The sequence below is a fragment of the Methylobacterium sp. WL69 genome, from assembly GCF_008039485.1.
Lineage (GTDB): Bacteria > Pseudomonadota > Alphaproteobacteria > Rhizobiales > Beijerinckiaceae > Methylobacterium.
In genome coordinates this window covers 1-15,752 of record NZ_VRUZ01000093.1, presented here as the reverse complement: position 1 = coordinate 15,752, position 15,752 = coordinate 1, and the positions used below count along the sequence as shown (strand labels likewise).

The following is a 15,752-nucleotide window of genomic DNA, read 5'->3' as shown; positions in this document are numbered from 1 at the left end:
GCCTGGAACGGTCGCGCCCCTGCCGCGCGACCGTTCCAGGCGGACCGCTCCATCGGTCTGCACCTCCTCGGCGTGTCGGGCGTCATCTCCGTCCTCGTCTTCGGCATGGGCGGCTGGGCGACCGTCACCCAGATCAACGGGGCCGTGATGGCGTCCGGCCAGCTCGTCGTCGAGAGCGACGTGAAGAAGGTCCAGCACCCCACCGGCGGCGTCGTCGGCACCATCCGGGTCCGCGACGGATCGCGCGTCTCGGCCGGGGACGTTCTCATCACCCTCGACGAGACCCAGATCCGGGCGAACCTCGATATCGTCCTCAAGGCCATGGACGAGTTGAGCGCCCGGCGCGCCCGGAACGAGGCCGAACGCGACGGAACCGCGTCCATCGCCTTTCCCGCCGATCTCGGGGGACGCCGGGCCTCGGACGCCGTCGTCGCGCAACTCCTCGACGGCGAGATGCGGCTGTTCGAGACGCGCCGGTCCGGACGGGACGGCCAGAAGGCCCAGCTTCAGCAGCGCGTCCTGCAGATCCGCCAGGAGATCGCCGGGCTGACCGAGCAGGCCGAAGCCAAGGCGCAGGAGATCGCGCTCATCGCCGACGAACTCGTCGGCGTACGCGAGCTCCGGTTGAAGAATCTCATCGCCCTCTCGCGGGTCACGGCCCTGGAGCGCGACGCTGCCCGTCTCCACGGCGAGCGCGGGCAGCTGGTGGCCGCACAGGCCCAGGCGCGCGGCAAGATCACCGAGACGGAGCTGCAGATCCTTCAGATCGACCAGGACATGCGCGGCGAAGTCGGCAAGGAACTTGCCGACATCCGTGGGCGCTGGTCCGAGCTGGCGGAGAAGCGGGTCGCCGCCCTCGACCAGCTCAAGCGCACGGATCTGCGGGCGCCGCAGGACGGAGTGGTACACCAGATGACCGTCCATACGGTCGGCGGTCTCGTGGTGCCGAGCGAGCCGGCGATGCTCATCGTGCCCGACTCCGACAGCCTCGCCGTCGAGGTGCGAATCCAGCCGCAGGAGATCGACAACGTCCATCTCGATCAGGAGGCCGTCCTGCGGTTTCCCGCGTTCAACCAGCGCGTCACACCCGAGATCGACGGGCTCGTCACCCGGATCTCCGCCGATGTGAGCCAGGACATCAAGACGGGCCTCAGCTACTACACCGCCCGCATCCGCGTGCCGGAGGACCAGCGCGACCGCCTCGGGAAGGTGCGGCTCGTGCCGGGCATGCCGGTGGAGGCCTACATCCAGACCGGCGAGCGATCGGTTCTCTCGTATCTCCTCAAGCCCCTGGCCGATCAGATCGCGAAGGCGTGGCGGGAGCGGTAAACCCGCGACCCGGCACGTCCCAGGGCGTGCAGCCCACCGCTCCGCGACGCCCGAGATCGGATTTGGCTCGGGTGCCCGGGAGGCTACTTGCCGGCTTCGATCTCGCAGATGACCCGCGCCAGTTCCGACAGAAGATAGCGCGCGCGGGGGTCCTTGATCCGGTCGAAGGCCTCCTTGAAGATGCTGTCTTCCGTCCGCCCGGCCGCCGACACCGCGGGCGCACCTTTCTCGGGCACGCTTCCCTCGGTCTTGGTGTCGTAGAAGTAGCTGATGTCGACGCCCATCGTCTGGGCGATCTGATGGAGCTTGTCCGCCGCGATCCGGCTGCGGCCGCTCTCGTATTTCTGGACCTGCTGGAACGTGACGCCGAGGGCGCTGCCGAGATTGGCTTGGCTCAGGCCGGCTGAACGGCGCAGGGACTTGATGCGGGGACCGATCTCCCGCGTTGCATTGTCTCTGCTTGGCTCGGCCATTAGGTCTTGCTCGATCTTCTTCATGATCATTGATCTTATGAACCGCATCGGGGTGAGCCGAACCGTTTCATCCTGCTCATCCGCGCCCCCGCATATCCCCGACGAGGCGAATCGATCGCCTGTTTATGCGAAATACGATCGGCCGCCAATCCACCGCCTCCGTCACGTTAAATTGTTCGCCTGCGGGTGATGGACCATAACCCAAGTCGACGGATCGACAAACGTAGGCCTGGACCGATCTTTAGTGATTTGGCGCTCAGCGCTCGCCCATCATTCGGCCAAGGTCAATCCAAAGGTGTCGACCAAACAGTATTGAGGGGCGAAATTCACTTGTCTTAATCCAGGATGATCACAGTGCAGGCGAGATTTTGGGACAAATATGTAGCGGCATCAATGGTAGTTGTCGGAAATATTTAGGCCTGATTATCGCGGAGACAGACGGTCATTTATTTTTGAGGCGCCCGATTATTCTTTTATTTTATGTATCCATCAGATGAATTATGTATGTAACCGGTAGTTGGCTCATGCTCGTTATTTTTCTGAGATTTTTGTCTGATAATACATTTTCAAATTTCAAATTTATAGAAGTATTACCTGTAAGTTTTCCGCAAGATCCTGGTGATTGTTGTTTTATCGACAGTGTTGCGACGTCGCGAACTCGGCCGCGAAATTTGAATGAGTCTGTGGTCCCGGACTCGGGACTTTGCGACGGGACGTCGTCCGCGACGCCCCCGGGCGTGTGAGTCGCGGCACCGGACCCGGCGGTCCACGCCTCGACCTGACCCCGCCGAGGAACGCCGCCCTTGAGCATGGGGGGTCCGACGATCGACCCGGAGGCGCCGCGTTAGCGCATTCGAAACCACCTTCAGAAATCAACTGAGAGGCGAGTTTTTCTTATAGAACTTCTCCCTATCATCCTCGCACAACGTTCCGGGACGACAGTTCGCATCCAGGCTGTGGTCCGATCGCGATCCGCGCAAGGCAGGAGATCGTTTCCATGCCCCACCCCACCCTCGAGCAGGAGCGACTGGATGCCCTGCGCGCCCTGCGTATCCTCGGTTCAACGCCCGAACCGCACCTCGACGCGGTCTGCCGCATCGCCGCCGAACTGTTCGCCGTCCCGATCGTCCTCGTGCTGCTGGTCGACGAGACGCGGATCTGGTTCAAGGCCCGATGGGGCGTCGAGGGCGAGGGGATCGACCGCGAGGGGGCGTTCTGCGATCTTACGATCCAGGGGCAGGCGGGGATTCCCCTCGTCATTCCCGATCTGCTGGGCGATCCGCGCTCGGCCGACAGTCCGCTCGTGGTCGGGCAGCCCCGCGCGCGCTTCTATGCCGGGGTCCCCCTGGCCCTCCGCTCGGGCCTCAACCTCGGCACCTTCTGCATCATGGACCGGACACCGCGCCTCGATTTCGGCGCGCGGGAGACGCGGCTGCTCGGGGAGCTCGCCGTCATCGTCGAAGCCCACCTGCGCCTGCACGAGGCACGGGTGACCGGTGAGACCGATGCCGCCAGGCGACTCATGGCGGAAGGCGCCCTGCGGCAGAGCGAACAACGCTTCCGCCTCCTCGCCGAGACCAGCACCGACGTGATCATCTGGTCGGATCTCGACACCACCCGCCGCTATGTCTCGCCCGCCATCCGGACGGTCCTCGGCTACGAGCCCGACGAACTCGTCGGGACCAAGCCCCTCGATTTCGTCCATCCCGAGGATGCCGAAGCCTACGGCCTGGTTCTCGACGACCTGACCCGGGCCCGCATCGATCAGGCGTCCACCTGCCAGCGCTACCGCCGCAAGGATGGCGCGTGGGTGACCATGGAGGTGTCGCAGAGCCTCGCGCGCGATCCGGTCACCAACAGCCCGACCGGCTACGTGACCTCCCTGAGGGACATCACCGAACGCAAGGCGGTGGAGGATGCCCTGCGCCTGAGCGAGGAACGCCTCGCCCTCGCCCTCAACAGCGGCAGCGACGGCCTCTGGGACTGGGATGTCGTGACGGGCGAGGTCAAGCTGTCCGATCACTGGGCCTCGATGCTGGCCTACGACCGCAGCGAGATCGTGCCCGACATCAGCTCCTGGTACTCCCTCATCCATCCGGACGACGTCGAGCATTCGCGCCGGACGCTCGCCGATCATTTCGACGGGCGGACCGCCGCGTTCGAATGCGAGTATCGCCTGCGCGCCAAGGGCGGGCACTACATCTGGATCCTCGCCCGCGGCAAGGTGGTCGGCCGGACCGCCGACGGCGTTCCCCTGCGCGTCGTCGGCACGCATATCGACATCACCCGGCGCAAGACCGACGAGCAGCGCATCGCCCACCTCGCCCTGCACGATCCCCTGACCGACCTGCCCAACCGGACGCTGTTCTGGGAGCGTCTGACGGACGAGATCCGTCACGCGACGGCGCACGGCACCCGCTTTGCGGTCCTGACCTGCGACCTCGACGGCTTCAAGGGCATCAACGACAGCTTCGGCCATCCCGCCGGCGACCTCCTGCTGCAGACCGTGGCGGCGCGGCTTCTCGCGGTCGTTCGCAACGTCGATACGGTGGCGCGCCTGGGCGGCGACGAGTTCGCCATCATCCTCAGCCGAATTCGGCACGCCCACGATGCCGGCACCATGGCGACGCGCATCATCGAGGCGGTCAATCGGCCCATGGCGTTCAACGGCCACACCGTGAGCGTCGGCGCCAGTGTCGGCATCGCCTTCGGCACCGGGGACACGCACGATGCCGTCGCCCTCTTCCGGCAGTCCGATGCGGCCCTGTACCAGGCCAAGGCCGCCGGCAAGAACACCTACCGCTTTCACAATCCTTCGGCCGAGACGACGCGGGCGGTGCCCGGATCGCTGAAGTCCGAGATGAGGGAGGCGATGAAGCGCGGGGACTTCCAGCTTCTCTACCAACCCATCGTCGAACTGGAGACCGGCACCATCGCGGGCTTCGAGGCCCTGATGCGCTGGGAGCATCCGCTCCGGGGCGAGATCGCGCCGAGCGAGTTCATTCCCCTCGCGGAAGAATCCGGCCTGATCATTCCCCTGGGGGCCTGGGTCCTGAAGGAAGCCTGCCGCCAGGCGGCCTCCTGGCCGGCCCCCCTCAAGATCGCCGTCAATGTCTCGGCGATCCAGTTCCAGCAGATCAGCATGGAGGAAACCGTCCTGCGCGCGCTGGCCGGCTCGGGACTTCCGCCGCACCGGCTCGAGCTCGAAATCACCGAGACGATCCTGATGCAGAAGACCGACGCGGTCACCCGGACGATCCGGCGTCTGCGGGACATCGGCGTCCGCATCGCCCTCGACGATTTCGGGACGGGCTATTCCAGCCTGAGCTATCTCCACCAGTTCGATATCGACACCGTCAAGATCGACCGATCCTTCGTCGTCGCGATGACGAGCCCCAGGACCGTGACCATCATGCGCGCCATCGTGGCACTGGCGAAGAACCTCGGAGCCCGCGTGACCGTCGAGGGTGTCGAGACACGGGACCAGCTGGATCTGGTCCGGGCGGAGGGGTGCACCGAGGTCCAGGGCTACTTCTTCAGCCCGCCCTTACCGGCCGAGGGCCTCGTGCGGCTGATCGCGACCGGTCCGTCGCGGCGGGCCGCCTGAGACCGCCCCTCGAGCGAGGCGGCGGTCTCGGGCCCGGCGCCGACGGACCGGGATGTTCGGCCGGTGGCTCAGCCTTCCTTGAACCCGTATTCCGGGACGCCGTCCTCGTTGTCGTAGTACTTGTACGGCAGGAACTTGCCCGAAAGGTTCATCTTCACCCGGTCGCCCTTGTTGTTGGGTTCGCGCTCCATGGTCATGTTGAAATCGATGGCCGACATGATGCCGTCGCCGAAATCCTCCTGGATCAGCTCCTTCCACGTCGTCCCGTAGACCATCACCAGTTCGTAGAAGCGGTAGATCAGCGGATCGGTCGGGGGCATCTGCGGGATGGAGCCGCGATACGGGGCCTCGTTGAGCATCCGTTCCTCGGCCTGGGTGAGGCCGAACAGGGCGGCCGCCTTGGCGGCCTGGGCCTTCGGCAGCTTCATCTGGCCCATGCAGGCGGCGGTGATGAGGATCGGGGAGATCCCGCCGATCTCGGCCTGGATGTGCTTCCAGGTCCAGCCCTTCTCGCGCTTGATGTCGAGGAGCTTCTCGGTGAGGTCTTCGCGCTTCATACTCGTCTCCTGGGTGCACGGGCGCCGCGCCGAGAGCTGTCCATGGTGGGCGGTTCATGGCGGCGGCGTCCGGAGGTCCGCCGCTCTTCAAATGCCGTGCCACGGCGCGTCACACGGAAGGCACATGCCCGGTTAACGGGCTGCCCGTGGGGTCGGCCATCGCGCGCTCGGATGCGGCCGGCGGGCTCCGGTGTCAGCGAACCTCCGTCACCCGCTTCAGCTTCTGCTCGCGCTCGTACGCCGTGACCGCCGAGGCGCAGGGGGGAGACAGGTGCCTCGTGTTCTTGCGAAAGCAGATCTCGTCCTCGGGGCCGCCGGGTGCGTGGTCACTGCCAACTTCGCGGTGGCCGCCCGTGCAGGACCGCTTCAGCACCTCGCGGATCGTGATCGGGTCGGCGTGGGCGACGGAGGGCGCGAACAGGGTCCCCACACGAGGAGCGTCGTCGAAATCCGTGAGATACCGATGCGTGACATGCCGGATTCGATTGGTACCGGCGCCCCCCGCGACACCGTCGGTGGCATGAAGCTCTCGTTCTGTATCCGATGCGCCGTGCGACGCCACGCGGTGCAAATCGCCGACGTCCAGGTCTTCGACGTCCAGATCTCCGGCGTCCGAGCCGCTCCTGCCGAAGTTGTCCACATCACAGGCATCGGTATCCGGCGCGGCGAGGCGATGCATAAACGCATCGCCCGGCGGGAAAACCGCATTCCGATTTTCGCCTCCCATGCGTCGTCACGTTGTCGGACGCACGCCGTCTCGCCCGTGGGATGCAGGTAAGTCGGACATGGCTCCCCTGCAGCCAGCCGGGCCTTCGCCTGTGGCCCGTCATCGGAATCGGTGTTCCGGCAGCAATCCGGGCGGCGCCCATTCGGCGATGCGCCTCGAAAATCGGCCAGGGTTCGGATTAACCGGCGACGCCATTCGTGGGCGCTCGGCGAATTATGGATTTAGAATAAATCCAGAACATAATTCTTGCGCGCCTCCGCAGCCCTTTGCCAATGAGTTGAGTGCGCCGGATAAGAAAGTAGAACTTTTCTAATCTGGAGCGATGAATGTTGAATTCCAGTGTGAGTCACCAATCCCGTGCATAACGCTCCCGCGAAGTCTTGCGCGTTTCCGTCCCGCCACAGCGACCAGCGCATGGTAGTCTTGGCGTTGCTGTCGAGTGTGGCGATCTGTGGCCTCGGTGCCGGATCGGCCGTGGCCCAGGACGCCGCCCAGACCGTCACCCTCGACACCCTGTCCGTCGAGGGCGCAGGGCGTGGTCCGAGCGTCGCCGGAACCGACCGGGGCGGCCCCCTCGGCGCCGTGCCAGGGTATGTCGCATCGCGCAGCACCGTCGCGACGAAGACTGACACGCCGATCCTCGAGACGGCCCAGTCGATCTCGGTGATCGGACGCAAGCAGATTGAGGACGGCAACGCACTCACCATCAATCAGGCCCTGCGCTATACCCCAGGCGTCACCACCGAGCAGCGCGGCGGCGCCGGATCGACCCGCCTGGAGCAGTTCCTCATCCGCGGCTTCAGCGCCCCTGTCTTCCTTGACGGAATGGCGCTCCTCGGAGGACGCGACGCCAACGCGTCCGTCGACCCCTACCGCCTGGAACGCATCGACGTGATCAAGGGGCCGGCCTCGGTGCTCTACGGCCAGTCGGGTCCGGGCGGCATCGTCAATCTGGTTTCGAAGGTGCCGCGCTTCGTGGAGCACGGCGAGATCTTCGTGCAAGGCGGCGGCTTCAACGAGGTGCGCGGCGGCGTCGACGTCGGCGGCCCGATCCACTCGGACGTCCCGGGACTCGCCGACCAGTTCGCCTACCGGATCGTCGGCTTCGGCTGGAACGGCGACGGCCCTGTGGACACGACGCGGGTCGAGCGCGTCCTGATCAACCCGAGCGTGACGTGGCGCCCCTCCAGCGACACCTCGCTGACCATCATCGGCAACTATCAGCGCGACCCGTTCTCGGGGTTCTACGGCGGCTTCCCGGCCGTGGGCACGGTATTCCCGCGCAACTTCGGCAGTGGCGTCATCGGCCGTCTGCCGGTCAATTTCTATGACGGCGACCGCAACATCGAGCGCTCCGACCGGACCCAGGCGTCCATCGAGTATCTGTTCGATCACCGCGTCAACGAGAACCTCCGGTTCCACTCCGCGGGCCGGTATCTCCGGACGCAGGGCGATTATCGCAGCGTCTACAGCGCGTTCAGCCCGCTCAACGGCCCCACGGCCTCCGGTCCCCTGCTGCCGCGCGCGGTCATCGGCACCAACGTCGATGCCGAAGCCTTCACAATGGACAGCAACGCGGTGGCGACCTTCGACACCGGCTTCATCGCCCATACGGCGCTGCTCGGCGTGGACCACCGTACCTTCAGCACGCGCACCCTCGGAACCCCCTTTCCGACGGCTCCGAGCCTCAACGCCCTGGCGCCGGACTACGCGATGAACATCGCGTTCCCGGCCTTCAACACGGCGTCCCGCGTCGATGCGCAGCAGACCGGGGTGTACTTTCAGGATCAGGCGAAGTTTGATCGCCTCGTCCTGACCGTCGGCGGACGCTACGACGTCGCCAGTCAGACCGGTCCGACCCGGACCTTCAACCTCGCGGCCAACACCAGCACCCTGACGCTCCAGGACGCGCCGGCCGACGCCCTCACCGGCCGGGCGAGCCTGCTCTACCTGTTCGATTCCGGCGTGGCGCCGTACGTGTCCTACAGTCAGGCGTTCGAGCCCATCGTCGCCGGCCGGGTCTTCGACACCGCCTTCGGCACCGTCGGCCGCATCCCCGATCCGCAATTGAGCGACCAGTACGAGGCCGGCATCAAGTACCAGCCGCCCGGCACCGACATCCTTCTCACCGCAGCGGCGTTCGACATCCGCCAGTCGAACCGGACGACGGCCGATACGACCGCGGGCCGTGCTCCCGGGTTCGTTCTGCAGACCGGCCAGGTCGGCGTGCAGGGTGTCGAGTTCGAGGCGCGGGCGAATCTTGCGGAGGGGCTGACCCTCGTCGGCGGCTTCTCTCTTCTCGACGCCCGCAACGTCCGCGACGACGGCCGGACCTTGAACGACCTGACGCAGCAGAACGTGGCCCTGGAGGGTCGCCGCCCGGTGCTGGTGCCGGACAAGACCGCCTCACTGCTCGCGACCTACCGCTTTCTCGACGGGCCGATGCTCGGCCTCGAGATCGGCGGCGGCGTGCGCTACCTCGGGCCGTCCTGGGGTGATGCCGCCAACACCTTCAAGGTGCCCGAAAGCGTACTCGTCGATGCGACGGCCTCCTACGACCTGAAGTACCTCGATCCGAAGCTCCAGGGCTTCTCCATGCAGGTGAACGCCAACAACCTCCTCGACGAGCGCTACGTCAGCGGCTGCAACGGCTACACCAGCTGCTATTACGGCCTGCCGCGCACGGTCTACGCGACCTTGCGCTACCGCTGGTAAGAGGTCAGGAGCCGGACATGAAGAACGGCTTTCGCCAATCCATGGCCTGGCTCCACACCTGGGCCGGCCTCGTGGTCGGATGGGTGCTGCTGGCGGTCTTCGTGACCGGCACGGCGAGCTACTACCGGGCCGACATCTCGCGCTGGATGCGGCCGGAGCTGCATCAGGCCGCCGCCTCCACCGATCCGGCGTCCCTGGCCCGGGCCGCCGAGATCGGCGTCGCCCACATGGCCGAGCATGCGCCGAACGCGCGGACTTGGTTCATCGGCCTGCCCCGGGCCGAGAGCCCGGTCCTCGACCTGTTCTGGCGCACGAAGCCCGGCACCCCGCCGGGCCACGCCGTCCTTGATCCGCAGACCGGCGCCCCGGCGACGGTGCGCAACACAAAGGGCGGCGACTTCCTCTACCGCTTCCACTTCGAGCTCCACATGGCGCCCCTGTGGGGCCGCTGGATCGTCGGCATCTGCGCCATGATCATGCTGGTGGCCATCGTCTCCGGAATCATCACCCACCGGCGGATCTTCTCGGATTTCTTCACCCTGCGGCGGGACAAGGCGGCCCAGCGCGGCTGGCTCGACGCCCACAACGTCACGGGCGTGCTGGCCCTGCCGTTCCACCTCATGATCACCTACACGGGCGTCGTCACCCTCGCGGTGATGTACATGCCGTGGGGCATCACCACGGCCTATCGCGGCGACAACCAGGCCTTCTACGCCGAGAGCGGCCAGATCACCGCCCAGCGCCCCGCCCTCGGCCGGCCGGGACAGCTCGCGCCCATCGGGCCGATGGTGGCCCGGGCCGTGGCGATGGTGCCCGAGCCCCTGGAGCGCCTGTCCGTCGTCAACCCGAAGGACGCCAACGCCACGGTGGTGGCGGTGTTCGAGGAGCCGCACGGCCTGTCGCACGCCCATCCGCAGATCGCCTTCGACGGCACCACGGGGGCCGTCGTGGAGGTCCTGCAGGGCGGCCTGAAGCCGGCCGCCAAGACCTTCACCACCATGGTCGGCCTCCACGAGGCGCACTTCGCCGGCGAGGCACTGCGGGGCCTGTTCTTCGTGTGCGGCCTCATGGGCTGCGCCATGGTGGCGTCGGGCCTGATCCTGTGGTCGGTGGCGCGCCTGCCCAAACGCGGCACGCGGCCGTTCCTCGGCCTGCGGATCGTCCAGGCCCTCAACATCGGCACCGTGGCGGGCCTGCCGGCGGGCATCGCGGCCTATTTCCTCGCCAACCGCCTCCTGCCCGTCGGCCTCGCGGACCGCGCCGACTGGGAGGTCCGCGCGTTCTTCGCGGTCTGGGTCCTCGCCACCCTTCTGCCCCTGGCGCGACCGCAGCGTCGGGCCTGGGTCGAGGCGATGACGGCTCTGGCCGCTCTCACCCTCGCGGTCCCGGTCATCGACGTCCTGACGATTCCCGGCCATCCCCTTCGCTTCGGAGCGGGCGAGCCGGCTTTGTTCCTGTGGTTCGACGGCGTCCTCGTCGCCCTCGCGGCCCTGTTCGCCGTCTGCGCCCGCAAGATCGGCCGCTACGAAGGACCGCGCCCGAAGCGGCGGACCGCGCCCGCGGAGGCCGCGCGCGTCCGTGCGGGACAGGCCGAGCGGCAACACGCGATGACGTGACCGACCCTGATGCCGGGGCCCGGCATCAGGTGGTGGGCATCCGGGGCGCCCGGCGGGCCTCGGTCTCGCGTAGGGCGCGGTCGGCGTAGGTGCCGCGCAGGGCCGCCCGCCCGCCATGCGCGAACAGGTCGAGCATGAGCCCGCTGTGGATGAAGGCGAGGTGGCTGAACGCCTGCGGGAAGTTGCCGAGGAACGTCCCGTCCTCCGCCGCCTCCTCGGCGTAGAGACCGACATCGTTCTGGAGGGCGCGCAGGGCCTCGAAGCGCGTCCGCGCCTCGCCGTCGCGGCCGAGCCACAGCAGGGCGTCGAGGAGCCAGAATGCGCAGATGAGGAACGTGCCCTCGTGGCCCGGCAGGCCGTCGTCGTTCCGGTAGCGGTAGACGAGGTGATCGTGCCCGAGGCGCGCGATGATCGCGTCCACCGTGCGGGCGAACACCGCCTCGTCCACGGGGAAACCGACCATCGGGGCAATGAGAAGGGCCGCATCGACGTCGTCGCTGCCGATGTATTGCGGATAGTATCCGTCGGCGTGGACGGCCTCGCCGTTGACGCAGGCGACGATCCGGTCGCGCTCCCGGCACCAGTCGGAGCGCTCGCCGAACAGGCGGATGGCCCGGTCGAGGGCGACCCAGTTCATGATCGCGGCGTGGAGGTAGCGCTCCTCGGGCTTGCGCGGCTCCCACAGGCCGGCATCGGGCTCGTGCCAGTGGGCCGCGGAGAAGTCGGCGAGTTGCGCGCCGTGCGCGCGCATCGCTTCGCTCAGGGTGCCGCCGAGGCGCTCGTAGAGATAGATGAGGTCGAGGACCTGCCCGTAGGCGTCGCTCTGGTGCTGCTCGGCCGCCTCGTTGCCGTGGCGCACGGGCGCGCTGCCGCGCCATCCCTCGAAATGCGCGATGGTGTGTTCGGTCAGATCCACCTCGCCGGCGATGCTGTAGAGCGGCGCCAGCGCGCCGGTGGTCCGGTCGGCGAGATCCGCGACGAAGCCGAAGAACGCCTCCGCCTCCCTGACCATGCCGAACTTCTTGAGGACGTAGAACGACAGGCACGCGTCGCGAATCCAGCAGAACCGGTAGTCCCAGTTGCGGATGCCGCCGATCTCCTCGGGCAGGGACGTCGTGGCCGCTGCCACGATGGCGCCCGTGGGCTCGTAGGTCAGGGCCTTCAGGACCAGGGCCGAGCGCACGAGTTCGTCTGCGATGGGACCGCGATAGGTCGCGTCCCGCGTCCAGAGCGCCCAGGCCCGGCGTGCCTCTTCCAGCAGGGCTCGCAGGTCCGGCACGGTCTCCGGGGGCGCGCCGAGGGTGAGGGCGAAGCTGCGGTCCTGCGCGGCCTCCAGGGTGAATCGGGCCACCGCCGCGCCGTCCTCGGATGCGAACTCGACATCGGAGATCAGGCCCGGATGGTCCGGCGCGGTGACCCGGCCGCCCCGGATCTCGAGGGGCGCGAAGGTCTCGGCGAAGCCGTCGAGGGGCCGGTACAGCGCCACCATCGGCACCGAACCGGAGATGCCGGTGACGAGGCGCACGAGGCGGGGCCGGTCGGCGCCGGCCGCTTTCGGCACCATGAAGTCGTGCAGGGTGACGAGGCCGGTGGGCGTGCTGAACGTCGTCTCGAGGATGTTGGTCCGGCTCACGTATTGCCGCGCCGTCTCGAACCGCCCGGCCGGCTGGATGGTGAACCAGCCGCCGCGCCGCCGGTCGAGGAGGCGCGAGAAGACCGGGTCCGCATCGAACCGCTCCAGGCAGGCCCAGTCGATGGCGCCGTCGCGGGCCACCAGGGCACAGCCTTCGCAATTGCCGATGAGCGCATAGGCCTCAATGGGCTGATAGGGGCGGTCGCCGGACACTGTCGTGGAGAGTTTTCCTGGGGCGCCGGAACGGGCCACCCCCACGATGAGGAACGGTTGTCGGTGCGATGGACGAGTCAGGCGGTCAGGCGGAACGCGGGTTCGAGCAGGCCGCGCGCGCCGATGCCGACGAGGAGGGTGCGCCCGTGCGCCGGATCGGCGGCGCGCTCGGCCTCGTCCATGCCCTCGTAGGCGGACGTGACCAGGAGGTGGTCTAGGTCGCGCCCGGCGAAGGTCGGGCAGGTCGGCTGGCGCGGCGGCACCGGGACGGTGCGGACCCGGTCCCCGGCTGGACTGTAGGCGTCGAGGCAGGCGGCGCCGAACCGCGCCGTCCAGATCAGCCCCGCTTCGTCCACGGCCGCTCCGTCGATACCGCCGGCTCCGTCGCCGTGGTGGTAATACGTCTCCGGCTCGCCCGTCGGCAGGCCCGTGGTGGGATCGAGGGCGACGCGCTGGAGCACGCCCGCCTTCGTGTCCACGAAATACCCGGTCGCGCCGTCGGGCGAGAACGCGATGCCGTTGGGGATCGTGATGCCGGTGAACAGCCGGGTCACCCGCGTGCCGGCGACGTGATAGATCGCCCCCCGGCCCAGCTCCGCGTCGCGTCCCATGGTGCCGATCCACAGGGCGCCGCTCGGGTGGACCCGGCCGTCGTTGGCGCGCGTGCCGGCATCGTCGGCCTCGAGGGCGCAGTGGCGCGTCAGGCGCCCGTCCGCGAGGGTGCGGATGTAGAGACCGTCCTCGGCGGCGAGGAGCTGGTGCGCGCCGTCGATGGCGGCGATGTCGCTCGCCATGAACGGGAGTTCGTGAACCCGGGCTGGACCGGCGCCCTCGGCGAGGGGCAGCTCGTACAGGCGGCACTCCAGGATATCGACCCACCATGCCGTGTCCGTCGCCGGATCGTAGCTCGGGCCCTCCCCGAGATGGCACCGGGGGGCGTCGAGGACGCGGATCGTCGGTTCGGCCGTCACCTGCATCGTTCACTCCGATCTGCGGTCGATGACGTCCGCGCAGGGGCGAAAGTTCCTGTGCGATCAACAGGAAAGGCCGAACGGTTGTATCGCCGCGAACACGTTCGAAGGGGGTGCGGCAGTCCCGTCGGCGCGAGCGGCGTGGCGTCCCACCCCATGCCCGGACCCTGACAAAAACCGTCTTTTGTGAAGTCTTGCCGGCCGCCGTCGCGATTTGGCTAACACTCCGTCAAGACTTGGTCATTATTCGAAATCATACGCTCAGGTGGCCGCCGCGATGATCCCCAGGATCGGACAGGCCGTCATCGACCGACCTCCCCCGATCGCCCCCATCGTCCGCATCCGGCCCAGCGTCGGCTTGGCGGCAACCACAGGATCTGAACCGTGAGCTTCACCGTCCACGCGCGGGTATCGCTGCGCGCGCTCTCCTATCAGCACGGTTCGATCCTGGGCGCCCTGGAGCAGGGATTGTCCCTCCTCACCGCCGGCATGTCCGATGTCCGCATCGTCGATTCCGGTGGCCGCAGCCACAGCCCGACGGCCCTGTACGCGCAGCTGTTCGGGCCCCGCGCCGCCGTGGCCGCGCCGGCCGCCGAGACGGACCTGCCCCTGGCCGCGTGAGGGCCTGCCCTTCCCGGAAGACTTGCCCTTCTCGGGTAGACGATCCCGCGCGTCCCATGGAAAGATGCCGCGCGGTCCGGGCCGTTTCGCGTCCGACACCGATCGCGGGGAACGTCCCACCTCGGAGCGCTCGTGACGGCTGCCGCCGATTCGCCCGACGCGTATGACCTCGCCATCATCGGCGGCGGGGTGAACGGCTGCGGCATCGCCCGCGATGCGGCCGGGCGAGGCGCGCGGGTGGTCCTGTTCGAGCAGGGCGATCTCGCGGGCGCCACGTCGTCGGCTTCGACCAAGCTCATCCATGGCGGCCTGCGCTACCTCGAACACGGTTCATTCCGCCTCGTGCGCGAAGCCCTGGTCGAGCGCGAGATCCTGTGGGGGATGGCCCCGCACATCGTCCGGCCCCTGCGCTTCGTCCTGCCGCACACGCCGGGGCGGCGCCCGGCCTGGCTCCTGCGCCTCGGCCTCTTCCTCTACGACCACCTCGGCGGCCGCCGTCACCTGCCCCCGACCCGCAGCCTCAATCTCGCCCGCGATCCGGCCGGGGCGCCCCTGCGGGACGGCCCGTCGCGCGCCTTCGCGTATTCCGATTGCTGGGTGGACGATGCCCGCCTCGTCGTCCTGAACGCCGTCGACGCCGCCGAGCGCGGTGCCGCGATCCGCACCCGCACGAAGGTGGTGCAGGCCCGGCGAAGCGAAGACCTCTGGACCGTCGCGACCCGCGCGGCGGATGGCGCGATCGGCCACGTGCGGGCCCGCGCCCTCGTCAACGCCGCCGGTCCCTGGGTCGCCGACGTGTCGTCGCGGATCACCGGGCGCAACGCCGCCGCCGGCATCCGCCTCGTCCAGGGCAGTCACATCGTGGTGCCGGCCCTGTTCACGCACGATCAGTCCTACCTCTTCCAGAACCGCGACGGGCGCATCGTCTTCGCGATTCCCTACGAGGGCGCCTTCACCCTCATCGGCACCACCGACCGGGACTATGTCGGCGATCCGGCCGCGGTCCGGGCCGGCCCCGAGGAGGTCGCCTATCTCTGCGCGGCCGCGAGCGAGCACTTCCGCGCGCCCGTGCGGGCTCGGGACGTGGTCTGGAGCTTCTCCGGCGTGCGCCCGCTCCACGACGACGGGGCCGGCGCGGCGCAAGCGGCGACCCGCGACTACGTCCTCGACCTCGACGCACCGGACGGCCTGGCGCCGCTCCTGTCGATCTTCGGCGGCAAGATCACCACCTATCGCCGCCTCGCCGAGCACGCCCTGGCGCGCCTCGCCCCCCACCTCCCCTGCCTGAAC

Annotated in this window: 11 protein-coding genes; 6 read left to right on the top strand and 5 right to left on the bottom strand. The window is 68.1% G+C overall.

Annotation, left to right across the window (positions count from 1 at the left end; genetic code table 11):
- Positions 1 to 51: 51 nt before the first annotated feature.
- Positions 52 to 1,329 (top strand): HlyD family type I secretion periplasmic adaptor subunit, encoded by a 1,278-nt coding sequence (locus FV218_RS18700; RefSeq protein WP_246685177.1) that lies wholly within the window; start codon positions 52 to 54, stop codon positions 1,327 to 1,329.
- An 83-nt stretch (positions 1,330 to 1,412) separates the two neighbouring features.
- On the opposite strand, the gene FV218_RS18695 is transcribed toward FV218_RS18700, so the two are convergent.
- The gene (locus FV218_RS18695; protein ID WP_162240001.1) at positions 1,413 to 1,826 is read right to left on the bottom strand and encodes a helix-turn-helix transcriptional regulator; all 414 of its coding nucleotides are present in this window, start codon (positions 1,824 to 1,826) and stop codon (positions 1,413 to 1,415) included.
- Between the two features lie 973 nt (positions 1,827 to 2,799).
- Here FV218_RS18695 and FV218_RS18690 point away from each other — a divergent pair.
- Positions 2,800 to 5,409, top strand: a complete 2,610-nt coding sequence (locus tag FV218_RS18690) for an EAL domain-containing protein (RefSeq protein ID WP_147711067.1) — start codon at positions 2,800 to 2,802, stop codon at positions 5,407 to 5,409.
- 68 nt (positions 5,410 to 5,477) lie between these two features.
- Here the strand turns inward: FV218_RS18690 and cynS are convergent, their stop codons facing one another.
- Positions 5,478 to 5,966: a cyanase gene (gene cynS, locus FV218_RS18685; RefSeq protein WP_056092778.1), complete on the bottom strand. Its 489-nt coding sequence runs from the start codon at positions 5,964 to 5,966 to the stop codon at positions 5,478 to 5,480.
- Positions 5,967 to 6,159: 193 nt separating this feature from the next.
- Positions 6,160 to 6,645, bottom strand: a complete 486-nt coding sequence (locus FV218_RS23285; RefSeq protein WP_246685176.1) for a hypothetical protein — start codon at positions 6,643 to 6,645, stop codon at positions 6,160 to 6,162.
- A 462-nt stretch (positions 6,646 to 7,107) separates the two neighbouring features.
- On the opposite strand from FV218_RS23285, the gene FV218_RS18675 reads away from it, so the two are divergent.
- Both FV218_RS18675 and FV218_RS18670 read left to right on the top strand, forming a co-directional pair.
- Complete coding sequence (locus FV218_RS18675) at positions 7,108 to 9,408, top strand: TonB-dependent siderophore receptor (RefSeq protein ID WP_056092781.1); 2,301 nt, start codon at positions 7,108 to 7,110, stop codon at positions 9,406 to 9,408.
- A gap of 17 nt (positions 9,409 to 9,425) precedes the next feature.
- Positions 9,426 to 11,024, top strand: a complete 1,599-nt coding sequence (locus tag FV218_RS18670) for a PepSY-associated TM helix domain-containing protein (RefSeq protein ID WP_147711066.1) — start codon at positions 9,426 to 9,428, stop codon at positions 11,022 to 11,024.
- A 25-nt stretch (positions 11,025 to 11,049) separates the two neighbouring features.
- Here FV218_RS18670 and FV218_RS18665 read toward each other — a convergent pair whose 3' ends face one another.
- Together FV218_RS18665 and FV218_RS18660 are read right to left on the bottom strand one after the other, a co-directional pair.
- A complete protein-coding gene (locus FV218_RS18665; RefSeq protein WP_147711068.1) occupies positions 11,050 to 12,870 on the bottom strand; it encodes a glycoside hydrolase family 15 protein in 1,821 nt (606 codons plus the stop codon).
- A gap of 77 nt (positions 12,871 to 12,947) precedes the next feature.
- The gene (locus tag FV218_RS18660; protein ID WP_187273100.1) at positions 12,948 to 13,841 is read right to left on the bottom strand and encodes an SMP-30/gluconolactonase/LRE family protein; all 894 of its coding nucleotides are present in this window, start codon (positions 13,839 to 13,841) and stop codon (positions 12,948 to 12,950) included.
- Positions 13,842 to 14,225: 384 nt separating this feature from the next.
- Between FV218_RS18660 and FV218_RS18655 the strand changes: the two genes are divergently transcribed.
- On the top strand, positions 14,226 to 14,462 hold the full coding sequence (locus FV218_RS18655; RefSeq protein ID WP_056092790.1) for a hypothetical protein: 237 nt from the start codon (positions 14,226 to 14,228) through the stop codon (positions 14,460 to 14,462).
- Positions 14,463 to 14,594: 132 nt separating this feature from the next.
- On the top strand, positions 14,595 to 15,752 hold a 1,158-nt coding region (locus FV218_RS18650; protein ID WP_147711064.1), incomplete at its 3' end, for a glycerol-3-phosphate dehydrogenase.

Coding starts and splice junctions, on each gene's coding strand:
- FV218_RS18695 (WP_162240001.1), bottom strand. CDS start 1,826: ATGAAGAAGATCGAGCAAGACCTAATGGCCGAGCCAAGCAGAGACAAT.
- FV218_RS18690 (WP_147711067.1), top strand. CDS start 2,800: ATGCCCCACCCCACCCTCGAGCAGGAGCGACTGGATGCCCTGCGCGCC.
- cynS (WP_056092778.1), bottom strand. CDS start 5,966: ATGAAGCGCGAAGACCTCACCGAGAAGCTCCTCGACATCAAGCGCGAG.
- FV218_RS23285 (WP_246685176.1), bottom strand. CDS start 6,645: ATGCATCGCCTCGCCGCGCCGGATACCGATGCCTGTGATGTGGACAAC.
- FV218_RS18675 (WP_056092781.1), top strand. CDS start 7,108: ATGGTAGTCTTGGCGTTGCTGTCGAGTGTGGCGATCTGTGGCCTCGGT.
- FV218_RS18670 (WP_147711066.1), top strand. CDS start 9,426: ATGAAGAACGGCTTTCGCCAATCCATGGCCTGGCTCCACACCTGGGCC.